This is a genomic window from Microbacterium sp. ACRRU, assembly GCF_022346945.1.
GTDB lineage: Bacteria > Actinomycetota > Actinomycetes > Actinomycetales > Microbacteriaceae > Microbacterium > Microbacterium mcarthurae.
In genome coordinates this window covers 27,445-54,164 of the sequence record NZ_JAKRNI010000020.1, presented here as the reverse complement: position 1 = coordinate 54,164, position 26,720 = coordinate 27,445, and the positions used below count along the sequence as shown (strand labels likewise).

Below are 26,720 nucleotides of genomic sequence, written 5' to 3'. Positions count from 1 at the left end.
GCCCTCCCGCGGGCCCAGCGAACGTGTGCCCTCGGCGACGGTGGATGCCAGGCCTCAGGCGGCCACGAAGCGGTCGGCGGTCCGCAGCGACAGGGCCATGATCGTCAACGCGGGGTTGGCGGCCAACGCCGAGGGGAAGACGCTGTTGTCGCAGATCCACAGGTTCGGGACCTCGTGCGAGCGACCGTCGGGGTCGACGACGCCGTCGCCGGGGTCGGCCGACATGCGGCACGTCCCGATGGTGTGCGCCGACCGAGCGAGCACCAGGGTCTCGCGCGCGCCGGCGGCCTCCATCACCCGCTGCAGGAACGCGGTCGCGTGCCGCGTCATCGCCTGCTCGTTAGCCCCCGCCGTGAAGGTCACGTGGGCGCGGGGGATGCCGAACTCGTCGGTCTCGTCGGAGAGCACGAGGCGGTTCTGATCCGACGGGAGGCAGTCGCCGTTGATGCCGATGCCCGCCATGTGCTGCGCCTGCTCGAGGCGCTGCATGAGGTCGCGGCCCCACAGGCCGCCGCCGCGCGCGAGCGTCGTGGCGAAGGTCAGCGGCATCACGCCGAGGCTCTGCACGAGGTACCCGCCGGCGAAGTCCGCATCGGCGGGGCGCAGCATGTCCTCGGTGATGAGCGCCGACGGGTAGCCGCGGTGCCCGCGCACGGGCTCGTCGAACCGGCCCCACACCTGCGTCGCGCCGTGCGCGAGGAAGTTGCGGCCCACGTGTCCACTGCCGTTCGCGATGCCCGTGTGCAGCAGGAGCCGCGGTGTCTCGACGCCGCCGGCGGCGAGGACGAGGGACCGGCATCGCTGGCGTACGTCCACGCCGTCCTGGCGGTACACGACCGCCGTCACGTGCCCGCGGGCGTCGAGTTCGATGTCATGGACCATCGCCTCGGTCCGGATCTCGGCACCGTGCGCCACCGCGGCCGGCAGGTAGGTGTTGGCCGTGGTGGCTTTGGCATCCACCCGGCACCCCTGGTGGCACGCGCCGCAGTTGATGCACGAACGGCGTTCGCCGTGATGGTCCTGCAGGCGAGCGCGGGTCAGCACCGCGGCCGGTGCATCCGCCCACCGGATGCCGAGGGCCTCGCACCCGCGAGCGACGAGGTTCGCCGGGGCGTTGCGGGCCGGTGGGGCGTAGGCGTACGAGCGGTCGGCGTCCCACGGGTACGGCGTCGGGCCGGATACGCCGATGTCGCCCTCGACGCGGGCGACGTACGACAGCAGCTCGTCGGGATCGAGCGGCCAGTCGCGGCCCTCGCCCGTCTCGGTGCGCAGGCGGAGGTCGCGGGCGTCGGGGCGCGGGCTGAACGCCCCCCAGTGCAGCGTCGACCCACCCACGCCGCGACCGCTGTTGTTGGGGCCGAACGCGGTGGCGTCGACACCGCCGCTGAGCCGCTCGGACATCCAGTTGATCTCGACCGCCTCGGTCTCATCCGGGGTGAAGTCGTCGAGGTCGAAGTTCCGTCCCGCTTCGAGGGCGACGACCGACAGTCCGCGTCGCGCGAGCTCGGCTGTCAACGGGGCGCCGCCGGCACCCGTCCCGACCACGACGACGTCGACGATGTCATCGGTGCCGTGGGTGCGCATGTCGGTGAGGTTCATGCGGCGTCTCCCGTCGCGATCGTGCCGCCGACGTCGGCGGGCTCCCAGTCCTCGCGTCGTCCGAGCTCGAGGTGGACGTAGCCCCGCAGAGGCTCGCGACCGCCGGTGGCGAAACCGTCGAAGCCGGTGCGCGCCATGCTCGCGGGGTGGGCCAGCCACTGGCGCACGAGGTCGACGCGCGCATCCTCGAGCCACGCCGCGAGGAGGTCGGCATCCAGCTCCCCCTCGGCGGGGCCGTCGCCGTCGATCGCTGCACGCAGCACGGTCTCGCGCTCGATCGGGTCCGTCGGCCACACCGCCGCGAGGGTGTTCAGCCCGCGCCGATACGCCTCGGGGTCGGGCGGCAGTCCTTCCGGTCGCCACCCGTCTCCCTCGCCGCGGGCCAGCTGCGCGTCCACGCGCGCGGCGATATCGATGGCGGGGCCATCCTGCGGCACGACCAGATCCGCGATCTCCCGCAGAAGCGTCAGCTGCGCCAGGTCGAGCGCGCGCGGAGCGTACCCGCGATCGTCGGGCATCGCCCGGCGGTTCAGGATGCCACGGGTCCGGGCGTCCACGCGGTCTCCGGCGATCAGCCGAGCCCAGGCATCGGGCACCACGGGGCCGGCGAGCACCTCGTCGGCGACGAAAGCGGCGATGGCCGCGGCCGCTTCGGGTGCGCGTTCGAAGGGGATCATGTGCCCGGTGTCCGCGAGGGGGTGGAAGCGCGCACGGGGGTACACGTCGGCGAGGAGCCCGGGTTGCGCGGCGGCGCCGAGGTCGGTGTCGTCCTCACCCGCGAGCACGAGGACGGGCAGATCGAGGCGACCCACGTCGGCGCGGGCGTCGACACGGCTCCCCGTCTCGAGCCACGCACGCCACGCCGTCGGCGATGTGCGGCGCAGGTCGGTGAGAGCGACGCTGTGCGCACCGGGGTCGAGCGGCCGCGCGGTGTTCTGCGCGATGAAGGTCTCGGCATCCTGTTCCGAGATCGCCCCGTCGTCGACCCACGACAGCATCGCGGCGCGGCGCTCCTCGTCCATCGGCTCGGGCCGGGGCGGCGACGGAGCCAGCAGCACCATCCCGGCGAGGCCCGTCAGAGGCGCGGTTCCGTCGAGGACGCGCGCGGCTACCAGCGCCGCGATCTTTCCGCCCATGCTGTGGCCGCCGAGCATCCACCGTCCTCGCGCCCGCTCGGACAGGACGCGCACGACATGCTCGACCGTGGCTTCCAGCGAGGTGTCGGATACCGCGGCAGCCGAGCCGAACCCGGGAAGGTCGATGCCCTGCACGTCCACGTGTCCGGTCAGGGCGTCGCCGATCCGCTGGAACGACCCGCTGCTCGCCCCGAGAGCGTGCAGCAGAAACAGGGTGGGGGAGGCGTTCGGGCTCGGCATGCCTTCACGCTTTCGCACCCCCGTGGCGGGCATGGGCCGGTTGCGCTTCCAGCCGTTTTACGCAAGGAGCGCATCTCCGGCAGATTCCGCGCGCGCGAGGGTCGAGGGGCGCCGGCCCGCGGCATCCGCCGGACGTGTGCGGGCCGGTGGGTGCCGCGAGCTCGCGGCTACGGCGTGACCATGCCGCCGTTGACGTTGAGCGTCTCGCCGGAGACGTAGCTGGATTCCGCGGACGCGAGGAACACGAAGGCCGGCGCGATCTCGGCGGGCTGTCCGGCGCGCTGATAGGTGCTCTCGTCGTCGAAGTGCTCCATCTGCTCGTCGGAGACGCCCTGGCTCACCTGCAGGGCGGACCAGGTCGGTCCGGGGGCCACGACGTTGACCCGGATGCCGCGCGACGCCAGTTGCTGCGCGAGCCCCTTCGACAGGTTGTTGATGGCGGCCTTGGTGGCGGCGTAATCGAGCCGGTCGGGGGCGGGGACGTAGGCCTCGAGCGAGGCGGTGTTGATGATCGTGGCGCCCTCGGGGAGGTGCGGCAGCGCGGCTTTGGTGATCCAGAACGGGGCGAACACGTTCGTGCGGAACGTCTGCTCGAACTGCTCGTCGGAGAGGTCGTCGACCTTCTCGACCATCACCTGCTTCCCGGCGTTGTTGACCACGATGTCCAGGCCGCCGAGCGCCTCCACGGCGTCGGCGACCAGGGCGCGGCACGCGGCGGGATCGGTGATGTCGGTCGCGATCGAGACGCCGGTGCGGCCGGCATCCCGGATCTGGGTGAGGACGTGGTCGGCGTCGCGCTGCTCATCGGGCAGATGCACGATCGCGACGTCCGCCCCCTCGCGCGCGAAGGCGATCGCGACGGCGCCGCCGATTCCGGAATCGCCACCCGTGATGAGCGCCTTGCGGCCGACGAGTCGTCCGAGACCGCGGTAGGTGTTCTCGCCCAGGTCGGGGACCGGCGTCATGTCGGCCTGCACGCCCGGCTCCGGCTGGTGCTGGAGGGGAGGCTCGACGCGCGAATAGCGGGTGACGGGGTTGTCGAAGGTGTACTGGTCGCGTTCGGTACTCATGTCCGCGACAGTACGGCGGGTCCTTTCCGATCCGGGCTCCCTTGACGTCGATCGAGGGAGCTCCCCACGTCGTCCGCAGACGAGTCAGAGCGGGGCCCGCGGGGACGTTGCGTCAGCGAGGCCCTCGCGGGCGAGAACGTCGTCGAGCACACGCGAGACGCGCGCGGCCGAAGCCCGCCACGAGTACTGCGCGACGTTGCGGTGGCCTTTCGCCACGAGCCGGTCGCGCACCCAGGGGTCGTCGATGACGGTGGCCATGGCGCGCGCGATGTCGTCGACGTCGTACGGGTCGATGTAGAGCGCGGAATCGCCGAGCACCTCCGGCATCGAGGCGGCGCGCGCGGCGATCACGGGACACCCGCACCGTTGCGCCTCCAGCGGAGGGATACCGAACCCCTCGTACAGCGAGGGGAACACGAACGCCAGCGCGCCCCGATACAGACGCGCGAGTTCGTCGTCATCGACGCGGCCGACGAAGCGCACCCGATCGAGGTCGTCGCCGTAGTCCTGGCGGGAGAAGCTGCGCGCCTGCCCTCCCACCACGCGCAGTTCGACATCGGCGTGAGTGAGGGAGAGCCGGCGGAATCCCTCGATCATCCGCGCGAAGTTCTTGTGCGCGTTGGGCGAGGACACCGCGAGGAGGTAGCGGCCGTCTTCGGCTTCTTCGTCGGGGCCCGGGGGGCGGAACCGCTCATCGGCGGCGTTGGCGATGACCGTGAACGCCTCGGGCGCGACACCGAAGTGCTGCGCGATCTCGTCGCGAGAGAAATCGCTCACGGTGAGCAGGTGCGCGCTGTGTGCGATGAGGCGCGGCACGACCACGCCGTACAGCGCGCGGAAGCGGCGCCCGAAGCTCTCGGGATGCCGGACGTAGGTGATGTCGTGATGAGTCGAGATCTGCGGGCGGTACCAGACCGGACCCGTGCTGGCGAGACCGAGCAGCAGAGCGCGTCGGCGGCGAGCGAACAGCGGCAGATCGATCTGTTCCCACGGGTGGCCGGTGAGCCTTCCGACCCGGTGCACCACGGCCGGGTCGAGTCCGGCGAGATCGGTGGCGTCTCTCGGAGCCGCGAGCAGAATGTCGGACCGCAGCGTCAGCAGCTCTCGAGTGATCTCGGTGGCGAAACGCTGGATGCCGGTCGTCTTCTGGGTCAGGAACCGGGCGTTGACGACGATCACACCGCACCCGATCGGTCGCGCGCGACGGACCGTCGATACAGCTCCAGCGAGTCGCGCCCGAGCGCGTCGTCGGTGAGACCGCGACGTGCCCACTGCAGGGCCGCGTCGGACATGCGCCCACGGAGCGCGGGGTCATCGAGCAGACGGCGCGTGGCCCGGACAAGTTCTTCGTCGTCGGCGCAGACGAAGCCGGTAATTCCGGGCTCGACACTGTCACGGTTGCCGATGGCATCCGACACCACGGCCGGGATGCCGTGCGCCTGGGCCTGAATGAGCGAGAGGGACATCCCCTCCCACAGTGTCGGGAACAGCAGGATGTCGATGGTGTCGATGAGCTCGGCCAACCGCGCGGGCGAGACCCACCCGGTGACGCGGACGGGCGAATCGCCGAACCATCGCCGCTCGTCGCGGTCGCTCCCCCCACCGATCCAGAGGAAGTCGGCCCGGTCCGTCAGGGCGCGTGCCACCGAGGCGAAACGCCACGGCGCCTTCTGCGCGGTGACGCGGCCGATCATGCCGACGACCGGGCGCCGATCCGGATCGACAGCCCGCGCCTGGCCGCGGACGGAGGTGGAGGGGATGCCGGTGCGCAGCACGTGCGCACGCGGGGGCCGCAGGGCGGTTTCTGCGAGGGCGTACTCGGAGGGTGAGGTCAGCGCGAGGGTCGAGTGCCGCGCCAAGACGCGCTCGAGACTCCGGATCCCGTGCCGCACCGGCGCGGGCACGTCCAGGCGCAGGAAGGCGAATCCGTGGGGCGAGTAGAAGACGCGGTCGGCGGGGAGCATCCGCCGGAGTGCGAGCCGGCCGACGGCGCCGGCGTAGCTGGAATGGAGGTGGACGACGTCGACCTCGGCGGCACGGCGCGTGACCGCGGTGGACAGGGCGTGCAGATCGCGAAGGCGGCTCCCCGTCGAGACGCGTTCGAGTCCCACGCGGGGATCGAACCGCCCGCGCAGCGCCGCGTCGGACGGGGTGTCCGGGCGCGGGGCGAACAGCACATCGACCGCGGCGCCCTCCTCGGCCTGACGCCGGGAGATGCGGTCGACGAGGCTCAGGACCCCGCTGCTCATCGCCTCGGTCACGTGCAGCACGCGGGTCATCGCGTCGCCATCTCGGTCCACGTGTGGGCGATCCCCTCGGTGAGTGTCCTGTCGTCGTCGGCGCCGTACTCTCGGCGGAACCGCGACACGTCGAGGACGACGTGATCGACGAACGTCGCGGGTTTCGGGACGACGGCCACGTCGAAGTCGCGGCCGACCACGGAGCGGATCGCCGCGAAGACCTCGGCGACCGAGTGCCCGTGGCCGCTGCCGAGGTTGTACGCCCGGTAGCGGGGACGGGTGTCGACCATGCGGAGGATCCGGGCGACCAGGTCATCGACGTGGATGTAGTCGCGCACCATCGAGCCGTCACCGACTTGAATCACCGACTCGCCGCGCCGGATGCGGTCGAGCGTCAGCGGGATGATTCCCTGGCGCTTGGCGGGGCTGGCGTGCGGCCCGTACGGGTTCGAGATGCGCAGGGCCACGGCATCCAGTCCGGCGGTCGTGGCGTAGTAGTCGAGGTAGCGCTCTACCGTGAGCTTGCCGATGCCGTACGGCGATACCGGAGCGGGGGCCGTGTTCTCGTCGAAGACGCGGCGCCGCTGCGGGCCGTAGATCGCGCCGCCGCTGGAGGCGTAGAAGACGCGTTGCACGCCGGCCGTCACGCACAGCGACAGCAATTCGATGCTCTGGCTGACGTTGGTCCGCACATCGACGGTGGGCTCGCTGTCGGCCGTCGCGGGCGTCGTCGTCGAGAGGAAGTGGAAGACGTACTGCTGGCCCTCCACGGCGGCGGCCAGGTCGGCCGTGTTGAGGAAATCGCCGGCGGCGATTCGAATGTCGGGCGACGAGAAGGCGCGACTGCCGCGACTGTAGCGATCGAAGCCCGTCACGTCGTGGCCCGCCTCGGCGAGGGCGTCGGAGAGCCGCGCACCCAAGAACCCGTTGGCGCCGATCACTAGGCATCGGGCCATCAGCGCCGATCCTCGGTGGCGGGGGTGCGCGGCATGGGGGTCTTCCGTCGGTTCGGTGTCTCGGGCGGCGCGGGTCAGCGGCGCCGTGCGAGGTCTCGCAGAAAGCGGAGGTCCCGACGGGCGACGAGGACGATCAGCGCACCGACGACGATGGCCCACGTCGCGCCGATCGCGAGCAGGCGTGTCCACGCGTCGAGCGGGGTGAAGAAGCCCGCGTCGACGAGGGATGCCACGACGCACGCGGTCACGAAGACCGCGACGGGGCGCGCACCCGCGCGCGCCAGCGTGGCCGATGCGATGCCGGCGCGGGGCAGGAGAAGGAAGGCGGCGAGCCACAGCACGACCTGACCCGAGGTCATCCCGATCGCGACGCCGACGGGCCCGATCGCCGACAGCGCGAGGACGAGTCCGATCATGAGCGACCGACCGATCGCCTCGCTCGTCAGCAGCAATCCCGACCGTCCGGTGGCGACGAACGCCCAGTACTGCGGGTATCCGAGGGTCTGGAAGAGCGCGCCGACGGCGAGGATGGGGACGAAGACCGCGGCACCGGCCCATTCGCGGCCGAGAACGACGGTGATGGCCGGTTCCGCCGTGGCCGTGAACAGACTCAGATACGCCAGGGCGGGGTAGCTCAACAGCGTCTGGTAGCGCGCCAGCCGGGCGACGAGCGGGGTGGGGTCGGTGGTATCGGCAAGGCCCGGGATCACGACGCGGGTCAGTGGAGTGATGAGCTGGTCGATCGGAAGATTCACCAACTGGATCGCCCGGCTGAAGAGTCCGACCGCCCGGTCGGTGGTGGTCCCGCCCAGCATGATGATTCCGACGTTGGTCGAGGCGTAGTTCAGCGCGTGCACCACGAACGTGTGGCCTCCGAATGTCAGCAGGCCGCGCATGTCGGCTCCGCGGCGGGGGAGGCCCGGATGCCACGGGGTGAGTCCGACGACCAGCGCGAGGGTCACGAGAGCTGCGACCGTTCCTTGCGAGGCGATGGCGAGATAGCCCCCGCCCAGCAGGGCGAGAACGATCGCCGTGCCGAGTCCGACGAGATCCCCGCTCAGCTCCGCCGCGGCCAGGCGGCCGAGTCGACCCGACCGGTTCAGCTCGACGCGGAACTGCGCACTCGCCGACCGCAGCACGAACGCGGGCGCGAGCAGCGCCAGGACGATGACGAGACGGTCGTCGCCCACGGCCACGCTGACCGGTACCGCCGCGGCGAGGACGATGCCGGTGGCGAGCACCCCGATCGAGGTGTTCGTCCAGAACAGGTTCGTGCGCTGCTGTGCATCGAGAGCGGGGGCGCGCAACGCGGCCATGCTCAGACCGAAGTCGCCGAGGACGGCCGCGAGGCCCGCCACTGCGGCGCCGACGGCGACGATGCCGAAGTCCGCCGGACCCACCAGTCGGGCCAGCACCACGATCCCGGCGATCTGCGAAAGGTACCGACCCCACTGCGCGCCGAGGAGGAAGGCCGCGCCGCGGCGACGCGGCGAGACGACGGAGCTCGAGGTCATGGCGCTCCTCTCGGGTTGTACGGTGTCGGCCGTGAGCACGCTAGCCAGTCGAGGACCCGCGACCGTTCCGCCGTCCGCGGCGCCGAACGGGTTAGTCGACTCGCTCGGGGCGCGGCGCATCATGGTCGTGCTCCTGTGCGCCTACTCGCTGGTGGGTCCGCTCATCGAGACGCTCGTGACGGACCGGTCGGCGTACATCGAGGGCAAGACCGCCACGGCGCCCGCCGCCGCGGCGATCGCCGAGGTCGGGAGCATGCTCGTGCCCGCCGTCGCGGCCTCCGCCGCGCTGCTGTTCCTGCTGTTCTCGCAGGTCTCGGGGCCGGGGCTGCTCGTGGTCGTGCTCCCCGGTCTGCTGCTCGCGGCGAACGAGTTCCTGCACGGCAGACCCCCGAGCCTGGGGTTGCTGTTGACGGCAGCCGGAGGCGTTCTCCTGGTGACTGTGCGGGTGAAACCGCCCGATCTCGTCGTCCTCGGCTATGTCGGAACCGCGGTCGCCGCGGGATCGATCGTCGCGATGTACGTGGACCCGTCCTCCGTGCTCATCTCGGGCGGTGTCGGACTGTTCGAGAAGTCGATCACCGGGGCGCCGCTTCTGGCGGGGATCTTCTCGCATTCGAACATCCTCGGGATGTTTCTGGCGTTCACCTTGCCGTTCGTGTTCCTCATGCGCGCGTGGCCGCTGCGATGGCTGTCGTTCGGGGTCATCGTGTGGGCGCTGATCCTGACGTCGTCGCGCACGGCCCTCGTGGGAGCTGCCGTCATGGTCGCCGTCCTCCTGCTGTCTCGTCTGCTTTCCCGCGTAGCGTTCGTCGTGGTCAGCGGAGCGGGAGCCGTCGTTGCTCTCATCGCGGTGATCCTGCTCCCGTTCCGCGAGACCGACCCCCAGGCGTTCACCTACCGCGGGGCCATTTGGATTCACAGTCGCCAGGCGCTCGGCGACAACGGCGTGTTCGGCCTCGGGGCCCACTGGTACGCCGACAACTACCTCGCGCTGCGCGACACCCTCTCCAGCGCGGCCAGCCACGGGCACAACCTCGTCCTCACCACGCTCATCCTCGGCGGCGCCTTCGTGCTGGCCGGGTGGCTCGTCGTCATCTTCCTCGCCTTCCGCGGAGCCGCCAGCGATCCGGTGAGATCCACGTCGGTCGTCGGTGTCGCGTTCGTTCTCGGACTGCTGGCGATCGGCGCGACCGAGACCCCCTACGCCCTCGTGGGGTGGGGGCCGCTGTCGGCATCCGTTCTCGTACCCCTGTTCGTCCTCGCGACGCGCCCGTGGATCGAGCGTGACGAGCTCGCCGCGCAGGCCCCTCCGACGACGCGCGCTGAGGCGCGCCGTCGACAGAGGAACCGCTGACCCGGCGGTCCGTCACCGACGGTGCGGAAGCAGGCCGCGCGCGCCCCGCAGCAGACGCCGCCACCGCACGATGTTCGGGTTCGTCGAGGCATCCGCCGCCTGACGAGCCGAGGCGAGCGCGATGTCGTCGGGGGGCCACACGAAGCGCCACAGCACTCTGAGTCGGACCCGCCACGGCTCCTCCCCGAGCGCCCGCCAGTAGGCCACCGCCCTGTTGCGGGCACCGCGCCATTGCCAGTCGCGGGGCCGCCCGCCCGCGTGCGCGTCGAGCACCTCGTCGGGAAGCAGCCCCGCGAGCTCCGCTCGCAGAACGGGCACCGCGCCGAGCTCGCAGGCCCGTTCCGCGCTCCCCTCCGCGGCGGCGAGCATGGCCGACGCACTGTGCGACGCGGCCGCGGATCGGGCACCGGCCCCGATCTCCGGACGCACCGAATGCACGGCGGCGAGCACCGCGTGGGCGTCGCGCCGGGGGATGGCGACATCGACACCGGCGTAGGTGACGACGGTGCGCCACCGCGAGGCGATCGCGAAGGCGTCCTCGTCGTCGAGAGCGAGACCGGGGATTCGCCGGTGCACGTCGATCTCGCACCCCCACGACGGCGGTGTCATCGTCGCCGTATGGTGCACCGAGGTGCCCCGCCAGGGGTCGGGTTCGCGATGCCACCCCCACGCGCTGAGCGCCTCGGCCAGCGCATCCCAGTGCCTCGGGTGGCACCAGACATCGACGTCGCCGGAGTGCTCGCGTTCGCGCAGACCCTGGTGGTGCAGCGCGGGTCCCTTGATGAACAGGCACGGGATGCCATGGGCCGCCGCGACGCGCGCGGTCACGGCGTACACGAGTTCATGCGCCGGTGAGGACAGCACCGGCTCGGGGAGCCGGGTGACCCGGTCGGGGTGCGCGGCATCCGGCGAGGCGATGCCGAGCGTCTCCATCTCGTGGAGCATCGACCGCTCCTCGTCGTCGCGAGTGTTCAGCGGGCCACCGTGGACGAGCCGCCGCCACAGTCGCGCCCCGGCACCCGCCACCCACATCGCGTCGCCGGGGATCGCGGGTGCGACGAGGATCTCGATGTCCGAGCTGAACGGGGTCGACGCTCGGACGTCGAGAGCGCCGGAAGCGATGGCGACCCAGCCCGTCGGGGACGACGGCTGCGTAGGCATGGGGCCTTTCGGGCGGTGGGCGGGTGCGTCCACTCTGGACCGCCGCGGGGCGATCCCGCTGGCGAGCTCCGTGCCCGCCCCGCCGAGGAGCCCCCTCCTTCACCACTCGGGTCGCCCGATCGCGGCCTGCTTTTCACGTCACGTGCCGAGGATGTGCGCCGCTCCGAGAATCCGCGATCGGACGCGGGAGCCCTCAGAGACCGAGCGTCCGCTCCAAGAAGGCGTTGCGGAAGACGCCGTCCGGATCGGCCGCGCGGACGACCGCCGAGAAGTCGTCGGCTCGCGGGAGCGTGGCCCTCACATCGGACCCCGACAGGGTGAACGCCTTCCCCCAGTGCGGTCGCACGTCGAACGGGGCGAGAGCCGCTTCGACTCGGGGGAGCGCCTCCTGCACCCCCGGGGTGTCGTTGCGCCACGTGAAGTGCACGGCGAGCACGTCTCGCTCGAAGGCGGGGCTGAGCCACAGGTCGTCGGATGCCACGGTGCGCAGCTCGCTCACGAGCAGCTGGTCCGTGAACGACGGCGCGATCGCGCGCACAGCCGTCAGCGCCTCGCGGGCCGAGGCGAGCGGGACGAAGTACTCCGACTGGATCTCGTCGCCGTCGCTCGGCAGGGCATCCGCGCGGAAGTGCGGCAGGCGCGTGTGCCACGGACCGGCGGTGCCGAGGGCGGTGGTGTTGTTCACTGTGCGGATCCGGCCGAGGTGGAGCGGTCCGTCCAGTGCCTCGCCTCCGAGGCCGCGCAGGACCGCGTCGGATTCGTCGCCATCGCTCGCCTTCACCCACACGAGGTCGTCGTCGGGATCGCCCCACGTGGTGAAGACACTCACGGAGCGGGCGCACGAGAGCACGCGATCCGGGTCGCCGGCGATCGCCTCCCAAGAGATGCCCGTGTACACCTGCGCGGTGACGAGGTACGTCGGCTCCGTGCGGAGCTCGACCGCCGTGACGACGCCCAGCGCCCCGAGCGAGAGGGCGGCGGCCGGGAACCACGCGTGCGCCCGGTCGAACCGCTCGATGGCGCCCGTGGCATCCATGATCTCCACCGCCGTCACGGCGCTGGACAGGTTGCCGTTGAGCACACCCGATCCGTGGGTCCCGGTCGCTGTCGCGCCGGCGACCGAGATGTGGGGGAGCGAGCCGAGGTTGTGCAGGGCGCGGCCCTCGGCCTCCAGCACCGGCGCGAGCTGCGCGAAGGTCACCAGACCCTCGACGCGGACGTGCTCCGCCGCGACGTCGATCGCGACCGGCATCCGTTCGAGCGAAACCAGCGCACCGTCGGTGTCGCCGACGTCGTTGAAGGTGTGCCGGGTCGCCTGCACGCGCACGGAACCGGCGTCCGAGATCGCCGTCGCCAGCTCATCGAGGTCGGCCGGGAGCAGGGTCTGCGCCGCACGGTAGCGGTGGTTCCCCGACCAATTCGCGCCGGCCGGTCGTGTCTGGATCATGGGTTCCTCCGTCGGTCCGGTTCCATCCTCCCCCCTCGCGGGGTGGGTGGCGGCCGTTCAGGGCGACGGGAAGAGCTCGGCCTCGAACACCGCCTCGGCCGCCCCGACGAGCAGCCGGTTCTCACCCAGCCCGGCCACGCGCAGGCGCAGATCCTCCGCGCACGCGGGCATCGTCTGGGCGCGGACGGCCGCGTCGAGCGCATCCATGTCGAGCGCGGCCACCGTGGCGAGGAAGCCGCCGAGAACGACGACCGCGGGATTGAGGACGTTCGCGGCGTTCGCGAGGGCAGTGGCGAGGATGCGCCGCTGACGCTCGGTCTCGTCCCGCACCGAGGGGGCGGATGAGGTGCGCAGCGCCTCGTCGAGGATGGCGTCGTCGGCCTCGTCGAGTCCGAGGACCGAGAGAAGACGCGCGCGGCTCACCTCGTCCTCCAGCACACCGTCCGTGGAGCGGCGGTCGGCCGGAGCGAGGATGCCGGGACGATTGCGGCCGAACTCGCCCGCGTATCCCCCCGCCCCGCCCAGCAAGACGCCCCCGACGATGACGGCGCCACCGATGCCGCTCGCGCCGCCATTGAGGTACACCAGGTCGTGCGCGCCGCGAGCCGCGCCGAACAGGTGCTCGGCGAGGGCGCCGAGGGCGGCGTCGTTGCCCACCCGGGTGGGAAGGCCCGTCGTGTTCGCGATCAGGTCGCCGATGGCGGCATCCGTCCATTCGAGGTGCGGGGCGGTGCGCACGAGACCGTCCGTACCGCGGACAGGACCGGGCACCGCCACGCCGACACCCACGAGCCGCCGGCCGCGCAGGGTCCCGCGGCGCCACGCCGCGACGCGCTCGCCGACGAGTTCGGCTGTGCGCTCGGGCGTGAGCAGCCGGGTCTGCGGAACCCGATCGCGCGCGACGAGCGTGCCGTCGAGGGCGAGGGCTCCGATATCGAGCGCGTCGACCTCGGGGTTGACGGCAATGGCGACGACGCGCGGGTCGGGGGCGACGGTCGGGGACGGGCGCCCCACCCGTCCCACGGGATCGGGGGCGCGCTCGAGGACGAGCCCGTCGCCGACCAGCTCGGCGACGAGATCGGCGATCGTGGAGCGGTTCAGCCCCGTCGCCTCCGTGAGCGCGGCGCGCGAGCGCGGGCCTTCGCGGTGCACCGTGCGCAGCACGAGCGCGAGGTTGGCGCGACGCATGCCGTCGCCCCTGCTCGCCGTGACCATCCGACCACTGTGCCACGCCCGCGCGTCCGGTGCGGGGCACCGCCGCGCCGTCGACGTCTCCCGCCCGGCACGAACGGCCGGAGAACGCGCCGCTGCCGAAGTCGTCGGTTATCGCGAACGGTTTGTCGCGAACGGTTTGTCGCGAACGGGCCCCGGCGCGGGCACCCGGTGCCAAAATCGGGGCATGGACCTCTCCGGCATCCCGATCACCACCATCCGTGGCGAGCAGACCACCTTCGGCGCCCTCACCGAGGGCAAGGCAGCGCTCGTGGTCAATGTCGCCTCCCGCTGCGGTCTCGCGCCGCAGTACGAAGCGCTCGAGGCGCTGCACAAGAAGTACGCGGACCGCGGCTTCACGGTCGTCGGTTTCCCGAGCAATCAATTCCTGCAGGAGCTCGGCGACGAGGAGAAGATCGCGGAGTACTGCTCGGCCACGTGGGGCGTGACCTTCCCGATGTCGGAGAAGGTCAAGGTCAACGGACGCCACGCCCACCCGCTCTACCGGGAACTCACGCAGACCCCGGATGCCGAGGGGAAGACGGGCCGCATCTCGTGGAACTTCGAGAAGTTCGTCGTCGCCCCCGACGGGCGCGTCGTGCGCTTCAGACCGCGCACGCACCCCGACGCCCCCGATGTCGTCGCCGCCATCGAAGACGCGCTTCCGCGCTGACCTGCGTCGCGCGCCGCGCGTCGGGCGTTGCGCGCCGCCGCGTGTTCGGGCGTTGAGTGTCCAGGACGCGCGGATCGTGCGTCGTGGCGTCCGCGTGTTGTGGACACTGAGCGGGGTGATTCGCAGGGGAGGGCGAGACGATCGACGGGGCGACGCGAGCGACGAGGGCGACGCCGGGCGGGCGTTGAGTGTCCAGGACACGCGGGTCGTGCGTCGTGGCGTCCGCGTGTTGTGGACACTGAGCGGGGTGGGTTGCGCGGGGTGCGGCGCGGCGGCGTTGAGTGTCCAAGACACGCGGGTCGTGCGTCGTGGCGTCCGCGTGTTGTGGACACTGAGTAGAGGTGGCTCGCGCGGGCGCGGCGGGGCCCCGGGATGGATGCCGAGCCGCCCGCGCCGCCCGAAGGTGCCCGCGCAGCCCGAAGGCGCGTCGGTAATCTGGGCGCCATGACCGATGCCGTCGTCCTCGTCTCCGGTGGAGCCGCTGTCACTCCGTACACCGACCCGGAGCGCGCGGCCGCGTCCGGCCTCGCGGCGGGCAACACGATGACCGCCCTTCGCACGCACTTCCTCGACCGCGGCATCCGGGTCTTCACCGCCCCGGCCCGCATCGGGGCGGGAGAGGTGCGGGAGGATGTCGGCTGGCAAGGCTTCTCGGAGGTGCCGGTGGTGCTCCCGGCCGAGGTCACGATCAACGCCGTCGGCCGCGTCGATGACGCCGGTGTCGCGCTCGCCGGTTTCCTGCGGTGGCTGTCGGCGGAGCACGAGCTGGGGAGCTTCTCGCTCGTCGGGCACTCGATGGGCGGGCTCTTCTCGCGTGCGGCGATCCGCGAGATGAGCGGGAAAGGCCCGCGCGTCGACCGGCTGGTGACACTCGGAACGCCGTGGGACGGGTCGGTGCTGGGAGACTTCCTCGACGGCGAGATCTCCGAGGCCGACGCGAAGGGCGACCCGGCGACGCTGCAGATCTTCACCGAGGTCCGCCCCTACGCCGACGCGAACTCGCAGGGCGCGGCGGCCGAGGTGTCGCGCCGCTTCCTGCGCGGGTGGAACGACGCGCAAGCGGGGGTGCTGGACGGCATCCCGGTCACCGCCATCGGGGCGGGGTACTTCGCGGCGGCGACCGAGCCGCGTCAGCTGTGGCCGCACGACGGGCTCGTCTCGCTGGCCAGCGGCCGCGCCGACGAGGTGCCCTCCGCGGTGCTGCCGCGGGTCCAGAGGCATTCGTTCCCGGACCACGTGCACAGCATCTTCTTCGCCGACGCGTTCGGCCTGCCGTGGGAGCGTGCCCTGACGTGGGATCCCGAGGTGTTCGCGGTGGTCGACGGAGCCCTCGAACTCTGACGCGGGGCTTTACGTCGTGGCATCCGGGGTATATGTTGTGAACACCAACAAAACCCCGTGCGTCGGCGAACCACCGTGCGCATCCATGCGAAGGAGCAGGAATGCCCACCCCCACCCGTGACGACAAGTTCTCCTTCGGTCTGTGGACCGTCGGATACAACGGCACCGACCCGTTCGGCGGACCGACCCGCAAGCCGCTCGACGTCGTGCACGTCGTCGAGAAGCTCGCCGAGCTCGGCGCCTACGGTCTGACCTTCCACGACGACGACCTGTTCGCGTTCGGCTCGACCGACGCGGAGCGCCAGACGCAGATCGACCGTCTGAAGGGCGCGATGGATGCCACGGGCATCGTCACCCCGATGGTCACGACCAACCTCTTCTCGGCCCCCGTCTTCAAGGACGGCGGCTTCACGTCCAACGACCGCCAGGTGCGCCGCTTCGCGCTGCGGAAGGTCCTGCGCAACATCGACCTCGCCGCCGAGCTTGGCGCGAAGACGTTCGTCATGTGGGGTGGCCGTGAGGGCGCCGAGTACGACTCCGCGAAGGACATCCGTCAGGCGCTCGAGCGCTACCGCGAGGCCGTGAACCTCCTCGGCGACTACGTCACCGACAAGGGCTACGACATCCGCTTCGCGATCGAGCCCAAGCCCAACGAGCCCCGCGGCGACATCCTGCTGCCGACCCTCGGCCACGCGATCGCCTTCATCGACTCGCTCGAGCGCCCCGAACTCGTCGGCCTCAACCCCGAGGTCGGCCACGAGCAGATGGCGGGGCTGAACTTCGCCGCCGGCATCGCGCAGGCGCTGTACCACGGCAAGCTCTTCCACATCGACCTCAATGGTCAGCGCGGCATCAAGTACGACCAGGATCTCGTGTTCGGCCACGGCGACCTGCACAACGCCTTCGCGCTCGTCGACCTGCTCGAGAACGGTGGCCCCGGCGGCGTCCCGGCGTACGACGGCCCGCGCCACTTCGACTACAAGCCCTCGCGCACCGAGGACGAGTCGGGCGTGTGGGACTCGGTCTCGGCCAACATGAACACGTACCTGCTGCTGAAGGAGCGCGCCGCGGCCTTCCGCGCCGACCCCGAGGTGCAGGAAGCCCTCGAGGCCGCGAAGGTGCTCGAGCTCGCGCAGCCGACGCTGAACGAGGGCGAGTCCTACGACGACCTCCTCGCCGACCGTTCGGCGTACGAGGACTTCGACGCCGACGCCTACCTCGGCGGCAAGGGCTTCGGCTTCGTCCGTCTGCAGCAGCTCGCGACCGAGCACCTGCTCGGCGCACGCTGAACCTTCCGGGGTCGGGAGCGCGTGGGGCGTTCCCGACCCCGGCTCCCCGTTGAGTGTCCAAGACACGCGGGTGCGCGCCGACGCGGACCGCGTGTCTTGGACACTGAACGGTAGGGGGCGCCGAACCAACAGGGCGGCGCCGCCCGAGGACACCAAACGGAATGAGGCGCCGACGCACAGGCGGGCCGGCGCAGAGGGAGGGTGAGCATGGCGCTCGTCATGGGGGTCGACTCGTCGACGCAGTCGTGCAAGGTCGTCATCGCGGATGCCGAGACCGGCCGCGTGATCCGCGAGGGGCGGGCGTCGCACCCCGCCGGCACGTCGGTCGATCCCGAGGCGTGGTGGATCGCGCTGCAGGATGCCATCGCCCAGGCGGGCGGACTGGATGACGTCGCGGCGGTTTCGATCGCGGGACAGCAGCACGGCATGGTCGTTCTCGACGCGGAGGGGCGCGTCATCCGCGATGCGCTGCTGTGGAACGACACGCGCTCCGCGCAGGCGGCGCGCGACCTCATCGCCGAGGTCGGCGCCGACGCGTACGCCGATCGCACGGGCGTCGTCCCGGTTGCCTCGTTCACCGCGACGAAGCTGCGGTGGCTCCGGGATGCCGAGCCCGACAACGCCGCGCGAGTCGCCGCCGTCGCCCTGCCGCACGACTGGCTCACGTGGCGCCTGCGCGGCTTCGGCCCGGGCAACGCCGACTTCTCGGCACTGACCACCGACCGCTCCGACGCCTCGGGTACCGCCTACTGGGGCGCCGACGGCTACGACCGCGAGCTGCTCGAGCGCGCGCTCGGCCACGACGCCGTCCTGCCCCGAGTGCTGGGGCCGTGGGAGAGCGCCGGAACGCTTCCCTCCGGCGCCCACGTCGGGCCCGGCGCCGGTGACAACGCCGGTGCGGCGCTCGGCCTCGGAGCAGGGGTCGGCGATGTCGTCGTTTCGCTGGGCACGTCGGGCACCGTGTTCGCCGTGACCGACCACGTCGTGCGCGACACTTCGGGTGCCGTCGCCGGATTCGCGGATGCCACCGGCCGATTCCTGCCGCTCGTGGCGACGCTCAACGCGGCCCGCGTCCTGGACGCCTTCGCGGGGCTCCTCGGGGTCTCGCACGACGAGCTCGGCGACCTCGCGCTGCAGGCCGAACCCGGCGCGGGCGGGGTCGTTCTCGTGCCGTGGTTCGAGGGGGAGCGCACACCGAACCTGCCGCACGCGCAGGCGTCTCTGACCGGCCTGACCCTGGCATCCACGACTCGACCGAACTTCGCCCGCGCGGCGATCGAAGGCATGCTGAGCGGTCTCGCCGTCGGACTCGAGGCCATTCAGGCGCAGGGTGTCGGGGTGCGGCGCGTGCTGCTCATCGGTGGCGCGGCAGCCAACGAGGCCGTCGCACGCATCGCGGCGCAGGTGTTCGACGCCGAGATCGTCGTCCCGGCCGCGGGGGAGTACGTGGCGCTGGGTGCCGCGCGCCAGGCCGCCGGCGTCCTCGCGGGCGGTCCGGTGGACTGGACCGTCGCGACGGCCCGCGCCGTCGACCCCGACCACCGCCCCGTGATCCGTCGCCGTTACGACGAGGTCGCCGCCCTGCGCTCCCGCGAGTAAGTCTCGCGGTTGAGGGGACCCGGCGGGACGGCGGGCTGCACGCGCACGTACGACGGCTGCCGCGCGGCGCGCACCCACGCGTACGCGCGCGCGCCGGGCAACGGGCGCCGCACGGCGTCGAAGCGCAGGTCGTCGTCCCCGCGCCCCGGGGCGAGCCGCAGCTCGAGCAGGGCGAACGGACGCCACGGGCCGCGCGGCCGCGCGTGGAAGAGCTCGAGCGTCCAGGTCGCCCGGACGTCGGCGCCGGTCAGCGCGCGAGGGTCCGTCGCCGGCGGACGCCCCGACACCGTGCGCGCGCCCAGGAGGACCGGGCCTCGCGTGCCGCGGTAGGGGAGCAGGATGCCGAAGTGCGCGCGCTCCGCCCGGCGGTGGGGCAGCAGCGCGAACCGTCCGGGCACGCGCCACCCGGTCGAGGCGAACTCGATGTCGGCGGGACCCCCATCGGTGTCCACACGCAGCGCCAACCCCAGGATGTCCGGCAGCGGCGCGGGCAGCCCGAGGGAACGGGACACCCGGGCCACGACCGTCCACTCACCGGCGGGTGCGTCGTCGATCCACGCGATGCCCGCGGGTGCGGCATCCGGCATCCGGCGCACCTCACCACGCAGGACCACGCCGCGGCTGTGGATCGGACGCGGGGGCCGGACGCGCTGAGCGGCGGCGAACCCGAGTTCGAGTGCCGCCCCGATCGTGCGGGCGATCGGGGCGCGTGACGGGCGCGCGATGCCGGTGGGCGGGGTCATCCGCCCATAGCACCCCGCGCGGGCGGAGGAGCCGAGGGGGTTGCGCGCCGCGTTAGGCGTTGATCATGTGACCGGTCAGCCCGTGGAAGGCCTCCTGCATCGCTTCGGACAGCGTCGGGTGGGTATGGACGTTGCGCGCGGCCTCCCACGCCGTCAGCTCCCATTTCTGGGCGAGGGTGAGTTCGGGGAGGAGTTCGGAGACGTCGGGGCCGATGAGGTGTCCGCCGATGAGTTCCAGCGTTTCGGCGTCGGCGACGAGCTTGACGAAGCCGACGGGCTCGCCCAGGCCGTTGGCTTTGCCGTTGGCGGAGAAGGGGAACTTGGCGACCTTGATGTCGTGGCCGGCGTCGCGGGCCTGCTGCTCGGTGAGGCCGAAGGAGGCGACCTGGGGGTTGCAGAAGGTGGCGCGGGGCATGTTGCGGTAATCGCCGAGCGTCTGGGTCTCGGCGTTCCCGATGGTCTCGGCCGCCACGACGCCCTGGGCTTCGGCGACGTGCGCGAGCTGGAGTTTCGCGGTGACGTCGCCGATGGCGTAGATGTGGGGGACGTTGGTGCGCATGTGGTCGTCGATGTCGATCGCGCCGCGCTCGGTGAGCTTCACGCCGGTGTTCTCCAGGCCGAACCCGTCGACCTTGGGCGCGAACCCGATCGACATCAGCACCCGGTCGGCGTCGATCGAGCCGGTCGAGCCGTCTTTGGTGGTGTAGGCGACGGTGACCTTGTCGCCGTGGTCGGTGACCGAGTCGACCTTGGTGGAGGTGAGGATGTCCACGCCGTAGCTCTTGTACTGCTTCTGGATCTCTTTGGAGACCTCGGCGTCTTCGTTGGGCAGGGCCCGGTCGAGGAACTCGATGATGGTGACCTTCACGCCGTAGTTGGTCATCACGTACGCGAACTCCATCCCGATCGCGCCGGCGCCGACGATGACGATGGATGCGGGCAGCTCGCGGGTGAGGATCTGCTCTTCATAGGTGACGACGTTCTCGGACAGCTCGACCCCGGGCAGCAACCGCACGGTGGAGCCGGTGGCGATGATGACGTTGTCGAAGGTGACCTGCTCGGTCGACCCGTCGGTCTTGGTCACGGTCAGGGAGTGGTCGTCGGTGAAGTGACCACGGCCTTCGTACTCGGTGACCTTGTTCTTCTTCATCAGGTAGTGGATGCCCTTGACGTGACCGGCCGCGACCGAACGGGACCGGTCGAACGCCTTGCCGAAGTCGAAGTGCACATCCCCGGAGATACCGAACAGGTCGGCCTTGGCGTTGAAGGTGTGCGCGAGGTCGGCGTTACGCAGCAGCGCCTTGGAGGGGATGCAGCCCACGTTCAAGCACACCCCACCCCAATACTTCTCTTCGACGATCGCGACCGACAGCCCCAGCTGCGCGCCGCGCACGGCCGCGACGTACCCGCCGGGACCCGCACCAAGAATGACCAGATCGTAATGAGGCATGCGCTCAGCCCTTCGTGTTCGCGGTGGCGGGGGCGACCGTGCGCGGACGGGAGACCCCGCCCTGCAGACGCTCGATGTAGGAGCGGTGGGCGGCGATCTCGGCCGCCACCCGCGCGGCATCCCACCCCAATTCGCGCGCGGCGCGTTCGGCCACGGCGCGCTCGACGTCGGTGCCCAGCGCCGGCTCGAGACCGACGAGTGTGCGCCGGTGCAGGATGTCGACGAGGGTGGCGGCGCCCTCTGCGCGGATGGCATGGGTCACCTCCGCCGCGACAACGGCGCCCCGGCCGTGGCCGAACACCTCTGCTTCCCCGGGGTCGGTCGCCGCGAGGTCGCGAATCGCCGCTGCCCCCGCGCCGTACACATCGACGAGGCGCTCCGCGAGCGCGGGTTCGAAGGGGAGGGTTGCGAGCAGGCTCTGACGCGCCGCCGCGGCTCCCGCCCAGCGCGCAGAGAGTGCGCCGGGAAGCGGCATCCGCGCCGTCCGGGAGGGGGTCAGGCGGCGCCCGAGCTTCCGAGCGATCTTGTCGATGGTCTGCTGTCCGAGGCTGAGGTGCGGGGTCAGCTTGCCGCCGACGATCGTGACGAGACCGGGGGCGTCGTCGTGCGTGAGGATCAGGTGGCTGCGCGGAATGTTGCCGGCCTTGACTCCCGGCCGATAGGGGAGGGGGCGCACTCCCGTGTAGGTGTAGAGAACGTCGTCAGCGGTGAGGTGCGCACTGGGGATCAGCAGATTCGTCTCGGCGAGGAGATAGGCCACCTCCTCGTCTGTTCCGCGCACCGCCCCCGGGTCCCCGTCGAAGCGGTCATCGGTGGTGCCGATGAGGTAGCGGCCGTTCCACGGGATGACGAGAATCGCACGATTGTCCGATCGGGCTTCGAAGTAGATGCACGCGTCGGGAGCGCCCGGGAAGGCGTCTACGACGAAGTGCGTGCCCGTCGTGCCGCCGATCTGTCGTGGCATCCCCAGCTTCTGTCCGATCTCATCGACCCAGGGGCCGGCGGCGTTGACGACCGCGCCGGCTCGGATCTCGAACGTCTCGTCGGTGAGAACGTCGCGCGCGGCGACGCCGACGACGCGCGCGCCGTCGCGCAGGACGTCGGATGCCTCGATGTAGGTGCCGATGACGGCGCCGGAGTCGGCGGCCGACAGGGCGGTCTCGATCACCAGGCGCTCGGGGTAGGTGACCTGCCCGTCGTAGTACCGCACCGCGCCGGACAGGCGGTCCTTCTCGAGCCCGGGCAGCTCGGTGTCGATGGCCTTGCGGCCGAGGTAGCGGTGTGCGGGCACGGACTTGCGCAGCGACAGCACGTCGTACATGAGCAGTCCGATGCGGAACATCCAGCCCGGGAGGTGGTTGTGTCCGTACAGGGGCACGACGAAGGGGAGCGGCGTGACCAGGTGCGGTGCGATGCGGAACAGGCATTCGCGGTCGTGGAGCGACTCGTAGACGAGCGGGATCTCGCCGTGCTCGAGGTAGCGGAGCCCGCCGTGGATGAGGCGGCTGTTCCACGACGACGTGCCCACGGCGAGATCGCCGCGTTCGATCAGGGCGACGGAGAGTCCGCGGGTGGCGGCGTCGCGGGCGATCGCGACACCGTTGATGCCTCCCCCCACGACGAGGACGTCGAACGTCCGGCCGGTCAGCTGCGCGGCATCGGCGCGAGAGAAGCTGGTCATATGTCTCGTTCTCCATTGACGGGGACATGGGCGGTGCCGGTGCACCTAAGATGTATATACAAGAGTACACAACTTCGGTTCGAGCGAGGATGCCGATCCGAACGACAGGAGGTCTGATGTCCCTGCCCGCGACCATGGTCGGATGCAGCCCGAAGAGCTACCTCACCGCCGATACCGCTGAGCGCTGGCTCGACGCCCTCGTCGACGGTCTGCAGCGCACTCCTGAGCGGGGCGAGGGCGTCTTCGTCTGTCTGCCCGCCGCCCTCCTGGCCCGGGGCGTTGAGATGCTCGCGCCGCTCGGCGTCGTCGTCGGCACCCAGGACGTGTCGGCGCACCCCGTCGGGGCCTTCACCGGAGAAGACAACGCGGAGCTGCTGGCGGGACTCGGCGCGCGGCTGGCGATGATCGGGCACCCCGAGCGCGTGCGGTACTTCGGCGAAACCCCCGAGGTGTTCGGGGCCAAGGCGCGCGCCGCAGCGAGCGCGGGCATCGCCCCCGTCCTCATCGTGGGCGAGCCCGAACGCGGTGCCGACCCCGAGCGCATCATCCGGCCGCAGCTGGACGCGGCCTTCGGCGAGATCGCCGCAGACGCGCCCGTGGTGGTCGCCTACGAGCCCACGTGGGCGATCGGTGCGGCCGAACCCGCCCCACCGGCCCACGTCGTGGGTGTCGTCGCCCGGCTCCGAGAACTCCTCGCCGATCGCCGCGGCCCGGTGCGGGTGGTCTACGGCGGCAGTGCCGGCCCCGGGACGTACGCGGCGATCGCCGCGGCCGGCCGTGCGGCCGGTGCGCCCAGCGGCATCCCGGACGGAGTCTTCCTCGGCCGCGCGGGAGTGGATGCCGCGGGCTTTCTCGCCACGATCGCCGAGGTGCGATCCACGTGAATGCCGAACGGCGGCCCGGGTGCGTGGCATCCGGGCCGCCGTCGAGGGAACTCCGGGTCAGATGACGCCCCACGCGTCGATCGCGACCCGGAGTTCGTCTGTGTCCGCCGCGGCCTCCTCGACCGGGATCCCCGCGACGGCGGCGTCGATCGCCCGACGCATCGCTCGGACGCCGGCCGCGGCGCCCCCGGGGTGACCCTGGACGGCGCCTCCGGCGCCGAGCACGATGTCGACGCCGAGGTCGGCGACGTAGCGGGCGACCGTGCCGGGGTGCACGCCGCCACCGATGACGGGCATCGTCGGCGCGATGCCGGGCCGGGGGAGGAGCAGCTGGTGCACGGTGCGCTGATAGGGCAGCGAGCGGATCGTCGCACCGCCGTAGGGGGTGCTGACCAGGGCGAGGTCGGCGCCGGCGAGGCGCGGTAGCAGGCCCATGGCCAGGGGAGCGCTCATGCCCGTCGACGGTCCTTCGAAGTAGGGGGCCGCGCCCGCGAAGTGCGCGAGGACGGGGACGTCGACGGCCTCGGCCAGGGCCTCGAGCGACCCGTACCCCACCGTGGCGTAGGTCGCCATGACGGCGCGGGCACCGGCGTCCACGGCGCGGCGGGCGGTGTCGATCATGCGATCCGGTCGATCGCTGACGTTGGGGATGTAGATCGTCTCGATGCCGGTCTCCTGCGCGGCTTCCCGTGCGGCTCGGGTGAAGAGGCGCACGCGCTCCACGACGGGCGAGTACTCGGGGTCGGCCGTGAGCTCGTCGTCTTTGATGAGGTCGATGCCCCCGAGGGCGGTCTCGAAGAACACGTCCCGGGCGACAGTGGGCGGCATGCCCGCGCACGGCTTCAGCATGTTGAGCAGAAGCGGCCGGTCCTGGACGCCGGTCAGTCGGCGCAGGCCCTCGACGCCGAAGGCCGGTCCGGAGAACGAACGCGTGAAGGACTCGGGCATTTCGAGGTCGACGAGCTTGGCCTCCACCGACGTCGAGGAATCGTTGCCGAGCACGGTCGTCAGCAGCATCGGCAGCGAGGCGCCGAAATTGATCGTGGGGACGGCGATGCGCAGGACGTAGCCGATCCGCGCGGGATCGTCGATGCGTGTGGTGTCGGAGGGGGGAAGGCTGTACACGCTCAGCACGCGAGCCTCGTGCCGGGCGCGCATGTCGTCGGTGATCCCGGGAACCGGCAGCCACGTCCCGATGGTCTGACCCACCGCGAAGCGGGTGGCGCGGACGAGAGCGTCGGCGTCGGCCGGGAGCTCGAGCACGTAGGTCGCCACGATGTGGTCGCTGTCGCGCACGGTCTCGGGGAGGGCGAACAGGTCGAGGGGAGTGGGCATGGGGTTCCTTCAGTGTCGGGCTCGGTTCAGCTCGGCGGCGAGCTGTTCGAGGACCACGGCGGCGCCGTCGTCCGCGTGGTGGAGGGTATGGCGTCGGGTGAGCGCTTTGACTTCCTCGCGGGCGTTCGCCATCGCGACCGGGTGGCCGATGCGGCTCAGCCAGGGCACGTCGTTGCCCCCGTCGCCGATGCCGAGGACGTGTGCGGGATCGATCTCCCCCGCGAGCAGATGCTGCAACGCGGCCCACTTGTGGGCGTCCGGTGCGACGAATTCCCAGAACGTGTCCATCGACCGGGCCGCGTCCGGGAGAGCGGTGCGCACCTCGTGCGCGGCGGCGTCGAGGGCCTCCGGTGTCCCGTGCAGCATCATCTTGAGGGTCGTGTCCGGGCGGATGCCGTCGGGGTCGCCGACGCGGATCGCTTCGGGCGACTCTCCGAGCGCGATCAGCTCGTCGGCCGCGGGGCCGTCGGCATCCACCCAGATGGTGTCGCGTTCCCACCACGTCAGGGCCAGTCCCGTGGAGCGGTGAAGCCCGACCGCGGCGGTGACGTCTGCGGCCGACATCGGCGCGACGCGCGTGTCGACGTCGGCCACGGGGTCGAAGGCGACCGAACCGTTGGCTGCGGCTACGCGGTTGCGCAACCCCAGCTCACGCGCCAGGCGCAGGACGCTGCGGCGCGATCGGCCGGTGAGAAGGAAGACCGGGAGCCCCGCGGCGTGCACGGCGGCGATCGCGGCCATCGTGCGCGCGCTCACCGCGTGGTCGGCGCCGGCGATGGTTCCGTCGACGTCGAGGGCGACGGCGTGGACGTCCTGCGGGGTCCCGGTCTCGTGGCCCATCGGGTCAGCTCACCGCCGGGAAGAGCGCGGCCGCGCCCAGGACGAGGGTGGTCACGGGCCAGATCGCCGCGGCCGGCGGGTCGATGTGGGTGTCGCCGTGTGCGAGCCACAGCCGGGCGAAGACCTCGGCGATCCAGGCGCCGAGCACACCGGCCGCGATGCCGATGAGCATGGCCGCCCACGCCTGTCCGCCGACGATCGGGAGGAAGGTGACGGCGGCGACGCCGGCGGGCAGGGTGATGTGGTGTGTCACGGGAACCGGGATGCCGATGGTGAGGAAGATCAGCGAGACGGCGGAGACGGCGAACATGAACGTTGCGGCACTCCCGGCGATCGCGGGAAGCGACTGCGCGATCGTGATGGCGACGAAGGCGCCGAGCCCGCCGACGAAGACGCCGAGGACGGTGTTGGGCACGAAGCGTTCCTGTCCTTCGATCCACCGGCCCTCGTCCGACGGCGAGTACGCGGCCCAGCCGCTGGCGCCGGAGGAGTTGCGAGCGAAGACGCCCTTGCGTCCGAAGACGATCCGGGCGACGAGCGCCGACACGAGGACCGTGACGGCTACGGAGTCCGTGTTCGCCCCGAACCACGGGATGAGCGCGACGAGCTTCTGGAGGAAGTAGCCGAAGACGCCGAACAGGGCGCCCACGAGCAGGACGTCGGGCTGGGCGAACTTCGCCAGGGGCGTGACGATGTCCTTCCCCTGGAGATCGTGCTTGCGAGCAGCGTACGCCGCGGCGGCGACGCCACCGGCGAAGGAGATGTGCGGACCGAATGCCGGTCCGAAGGCGACCGATCCGAGGATCGGCGAGGAGGGATCGGCGATCAGGCTCACGAGCCCGACGAGCACCATGACCCCGGTGAAGATGAACGCCTGCAGGGCGCCGATGGCGGCGCCGAAGAAGCCGCCGGCGGCGGCGGCGAGGATCGAGAAGAGATCGATGTCCATGTGTGTG

General features: G+C 71.5%; 22 protein-coding genes. 6 read left to right on the top strand and 16 right to left on the bottom strand.

Annotation, left to right across the window (positions count from 1 at the left end):
- Positions 1-54 precede the first annotated feature (54 nt).
- The 7 genes from MHY30_RS10565 to MHY30_RS10535 all read right to left on the bottom strand — a co-directional run bounded on the left by MHY30_RS10565 (position 55) and on the right by MHY30_RS10535 (position 8,755).
- Entirely contained in the window at positions 55-1,599 is a 1,545-nt protein-coding gene (locus MHY30_RS10565; RefSeq protein ID WP_239276882.1) for a GMC family oxidoreductase, read from the bottom strand.
- The gene (locus tag MHY30_RS10560) at positions 1,596-2,975 is read right to left on the bottom strand and encodes an alpha/beta fold hydrolase (protein WP_239276881.1); all 1,380 of its coding nucleotides are present in this window, start codon (positions 2,973-2,975) and stop codon (positions 1,596-1,598) included. Before MHY30_RS10560 ends, MHY30_RS10565 begins: the two co-directional genes overlap by 4 nt.
- 167 nt (positions 2,976-3,142) lie before the next feature.
- Complete coding sequence (locus tag MHY30_RS10555; protein ID WP_239276880.1) at positions 3,143-4,045, bottom strand: SDR family oxidoreductase; 903 nt, start codon at positions 4,043-4,045, stop codon at positions 3,143-3,145.
- Between the two features lie 84 nt (positions 4,046-4,129).
- Positions 4,130-5,224, bottom strand: coding sequence for a glycosyltransferase family 1 protein (locus MHY30_RS15370; RefSeq protein WP_239276879.1), 1,095 nt, complete (start codon positions 5,222-5,224; stop codon positions 4,130-4,132).
- Positions 5,221-6,324 carry a glycosyltransferase gene (locus MHY30_RS10545; RefSeq protein WP_239276878.1) on the bottom strand — a complete coding sequence of 368 codons (1,104 nt, stop codon included), beginning with the start codon at positions 6,322-6,324 and terminating at the stop codon, positions 5,221-5,223. The genes MHY30_RS15370 and MHY30_RS10545 overlap by 4 nt, the downstream gene beginning before the upstream one ends.
- The gene (locus MHY30_RS10540) at positions 6,321-7,241 is read right to left on the bottom strand and encodes an NAD-dependent epimerase/dehydratase family protein (protein WP_239276877.1); all 921 of its coding nucleotides are present in this window, start codon (positions 7,239-7,241) and stop codon (positions 6,321-6,323) included. The genes MHY30_RS10545 and MHY30_RS10540 overlap by 4 nt, the downstream gene beginning before the upstream one ends.
- A gap of 74 nt (positions 7,242-7,315) precedes the next feature.
- On the bottom strand, positions 7,316-8,755 hold the full coding sequence (locus MHY30_RS10535) for an oligosaccharide flippase family protein (protein WP_239276876.1): 1,440 nt from the start codon (positions 8,753-8,755) through the stop codon (positions 7,316-7,318).
- 31 nt (positions 8,756-8,786) lie between these two features.
- On the opposite strand from MHY30_RS10535, the gene MHY30_RS15365 reads away from it, so the two are divergent.
- The gene (locus MHY30_RS15365) at positions 8,787-10,109 is read left to right on the top strand and encodes an O-antigen ligase (RefSeq protein ID WP_239276875.1); all 1,323 of its coding nucleotides are present in this window, start codon (positions 8,787-8,789) and stop codon (positions 10,107-10,109) included.
- A 12-nt stretch (positions 10,110-10,121) separates the two neighbouring features.
- Here the strand turns inward: MHY30_RS15365 and MHY30_RS10525 are convergent, their stop codons facing one another.
- The 3 genes from MHY30_RS10525 to MHY30_RS10515 all read right to left on the bottom strand — a co-directional run bounded on the left by MHY30_RS10525 (position 10,122) and on the right by MHY30_RS10515 (position 13,932).
- Positions 10,122-11,270, bottom strand: a complete 1,149-nt coding sequence (locus tag MHY30_RS10525) for a nucleotidyltransferase family protein (protein WP_239276874.1) — start codon at positions 11,268-11,270, stop codon at positions 10,122-10,124.
- Positions 11,271-11,463: 193 nt separating this feature from the next.
- Positions 11,464-12,717 (bottom strand): D-arabinono-1,4-lactone oxidase, encoded by a 1,254-nt coding sequence (locus tag MHY30_RS10520; RefSeq protein ID WP_239276873.1) that lies wholly within the window; start codon positions 12,715-12,717, stop codon positions 11,464-11,466.
- A 57-nt stretch (positions 12,718-12,774) separates the two neighbouring features.
- Positions 12,775-13,932, bottom strand: a complete 1,158-nt coding sequence (locus MHY30_RS10515) for an ROK family transcriptional regulator (RefSeq protein WP_239276872.1) — start codon at positions 13,930-13,932, stop codon at positions 12,775-12,777.
- 184 nt (positions 13,933-14,116) lie between these two features.
- On the opposite strand from MHY30_RS10515, the gene MHY30_RS10510 reads away from it, so the two are divergent.
- The 4 genes from MHY30_RS10510 to xylB all read left to right on the top strand — a co-directional run bounded on the left by MHY30_RS10510 (position 14,117) and on the right by xylB (position 18,831).
- Complete coding sequence (locus MHY30_RS10510) at positions 14,117-14,602, top strand: glutathione peroxidase (RefSeq protein ID WP_239276871.1); 486 nt, start codon at positions 14,117-14,119, stop codon at positions 14,600-14,602.
- A gap of 444 nt (positions 14,603-15,046) precedes the next feature.
- The gene (locus MHY30_RS10505) at positions 15,047-15,943 is read left to right on the top strand and encodes a triacylglycerol lipase (protein ID WP_239276870.1); all 897 of its coding nucleotides are present in this window, start codon (positions 15,047-15,049) and stop codon (positions 15,941-15,943) included.
- 101 nt (positions 15,944-16,044) lie between these two features.
- Positions 16,045-17,232 carry a xylose isomerase gene (xylA, locus tag MHY30_RS10500; RefSeq protein WP_239276869.1) on the top strand — a complete coding sequence of 396 codons (1,188 nt, stop codon included), beginning with the start codon at positions 16,045-16,047 and terminating at the stop codon, positions 17,230-17,232.
- A 207-nt stretch (positions 17,233-17,439) separates the two neighbouring features.
- Entirely contained in the window at positions 17,440-18,831 is a 1,392-nt protein-coding gene (gene xylB, locus MHY30_RS10495) for a xylulokinase (RefSeq protein ID WP_239276868.1), read from the top strand.
- Here the strand turns inward: xylB and MHY30_RS10490 are convergent.
- Genes MHY30_RS10490 through MHY30_RS10480 form a run of 3 tightly spaced genes read right to left on the bottom strand, consistent with a single transcriptional unit; the run spans position 18,795 to position 22,705 of the window.
- A complete protein-coding gene (locus MHY30_RS10490) occupies positions 18,795-19,574 on the bottom strand; it encodes a hypothetical protein (protein ID WP_239276867.1) in 780 nt (259 codons plus the stop codon). The genes xylB and MHY30_RS10490 overlap by 37 nt on opposite strands.
- Before the next feature lie 52 nt (positions 19,575-19,626).
- Positions 19,627-21,024, bottom strand: a complete 1,398-nt coding sequence (gene lpdA / locus MHY30_RS10485; RefSeq protein WP_239276866.1) for a dihydrolipoyl dehydrogenase — start codon at positions 21,022-21,024, stop codon at positions 19,627-19,629.
- Positions 21,025-21,028: 4 nt separating this feature from the next.
- Positions 21,029-22,705: a glycerol-3-phosphate dehydrogenase/oxidase gene (locus MHY30_RS10480; RefSeq protein WP_239276865.1), complete on the bottom strand. Its 1,677-nt coding sequence runs from the start codon at positions 22,703-22,705 to the stop codon at positions 21,029-21,031.
- Positions 22,706-22,821: 116 nt separating this feature from the next.
- Here MHY30_RS10480 and MHY30_RS10475 point away from each other — a divergent pair, with 116 nt between their 5' ends.
- Entirely contained in the window at positions 22,822-23,589 is a 768-nt protein-coding gene (locus tag MHY30_RS10475; RefSeq protein ID WP_239276864.1) for a triose-phosphate isomerase family protein, read from the top strand.
- A gap of 57 nt (positions 23,590-23,646) precedes the next feature.
- Here the strand turns inward: MHY30_RS10475 and MHY30_RS10470 are convergent, their stop codons facing one another.
- From MHY30_RS10470 to MHY30_RS10460, 3 genes are read right to left on the bottom strand one after another with little or no spacing between them, the layout of a single operon-like run.
- Positions 23,647-24,924 carry a RuBisCO large subunit C-terminal-like domain-containing protein gene (locus tag MHY30_RS10470; protein ID WP_239276863.1) on the bottom strand — a complete coding sequence of 426 codons (1,278 nt, stop codon included), beginning with the start codon at positions 24,922-24,924 and terminating at the stop codon, positions 23,647-23,649.
- Positions 24,925-24,933: 9 nt separating this feature from the next.
- Positions 24,934-25,764 carry an HAD family hydrolase gene (locus MHY30_RS10465; RefSeq protein WP_239276862.1) on the bottom strand — a complete coding sequence of 277 codons (831 nt, stop codon included), beginning with the start codon at positions 25,762-25,764 and terminating at the stop codon, positions 24,934-24,936.
- Positions 25,765-25,768: 4 nt separating this feature from the next.
- A complete protein-coding gene (locus MHY30_RS10460) occupies positions 25,769-26,713 on the bottom strand; it encodes a hypothetical protein (protein WP_239276861.1) in 945 nt (314 codons plus the stop codon).
- Positions 26,714-26,720: the final 7 nt, after the last annotated feature.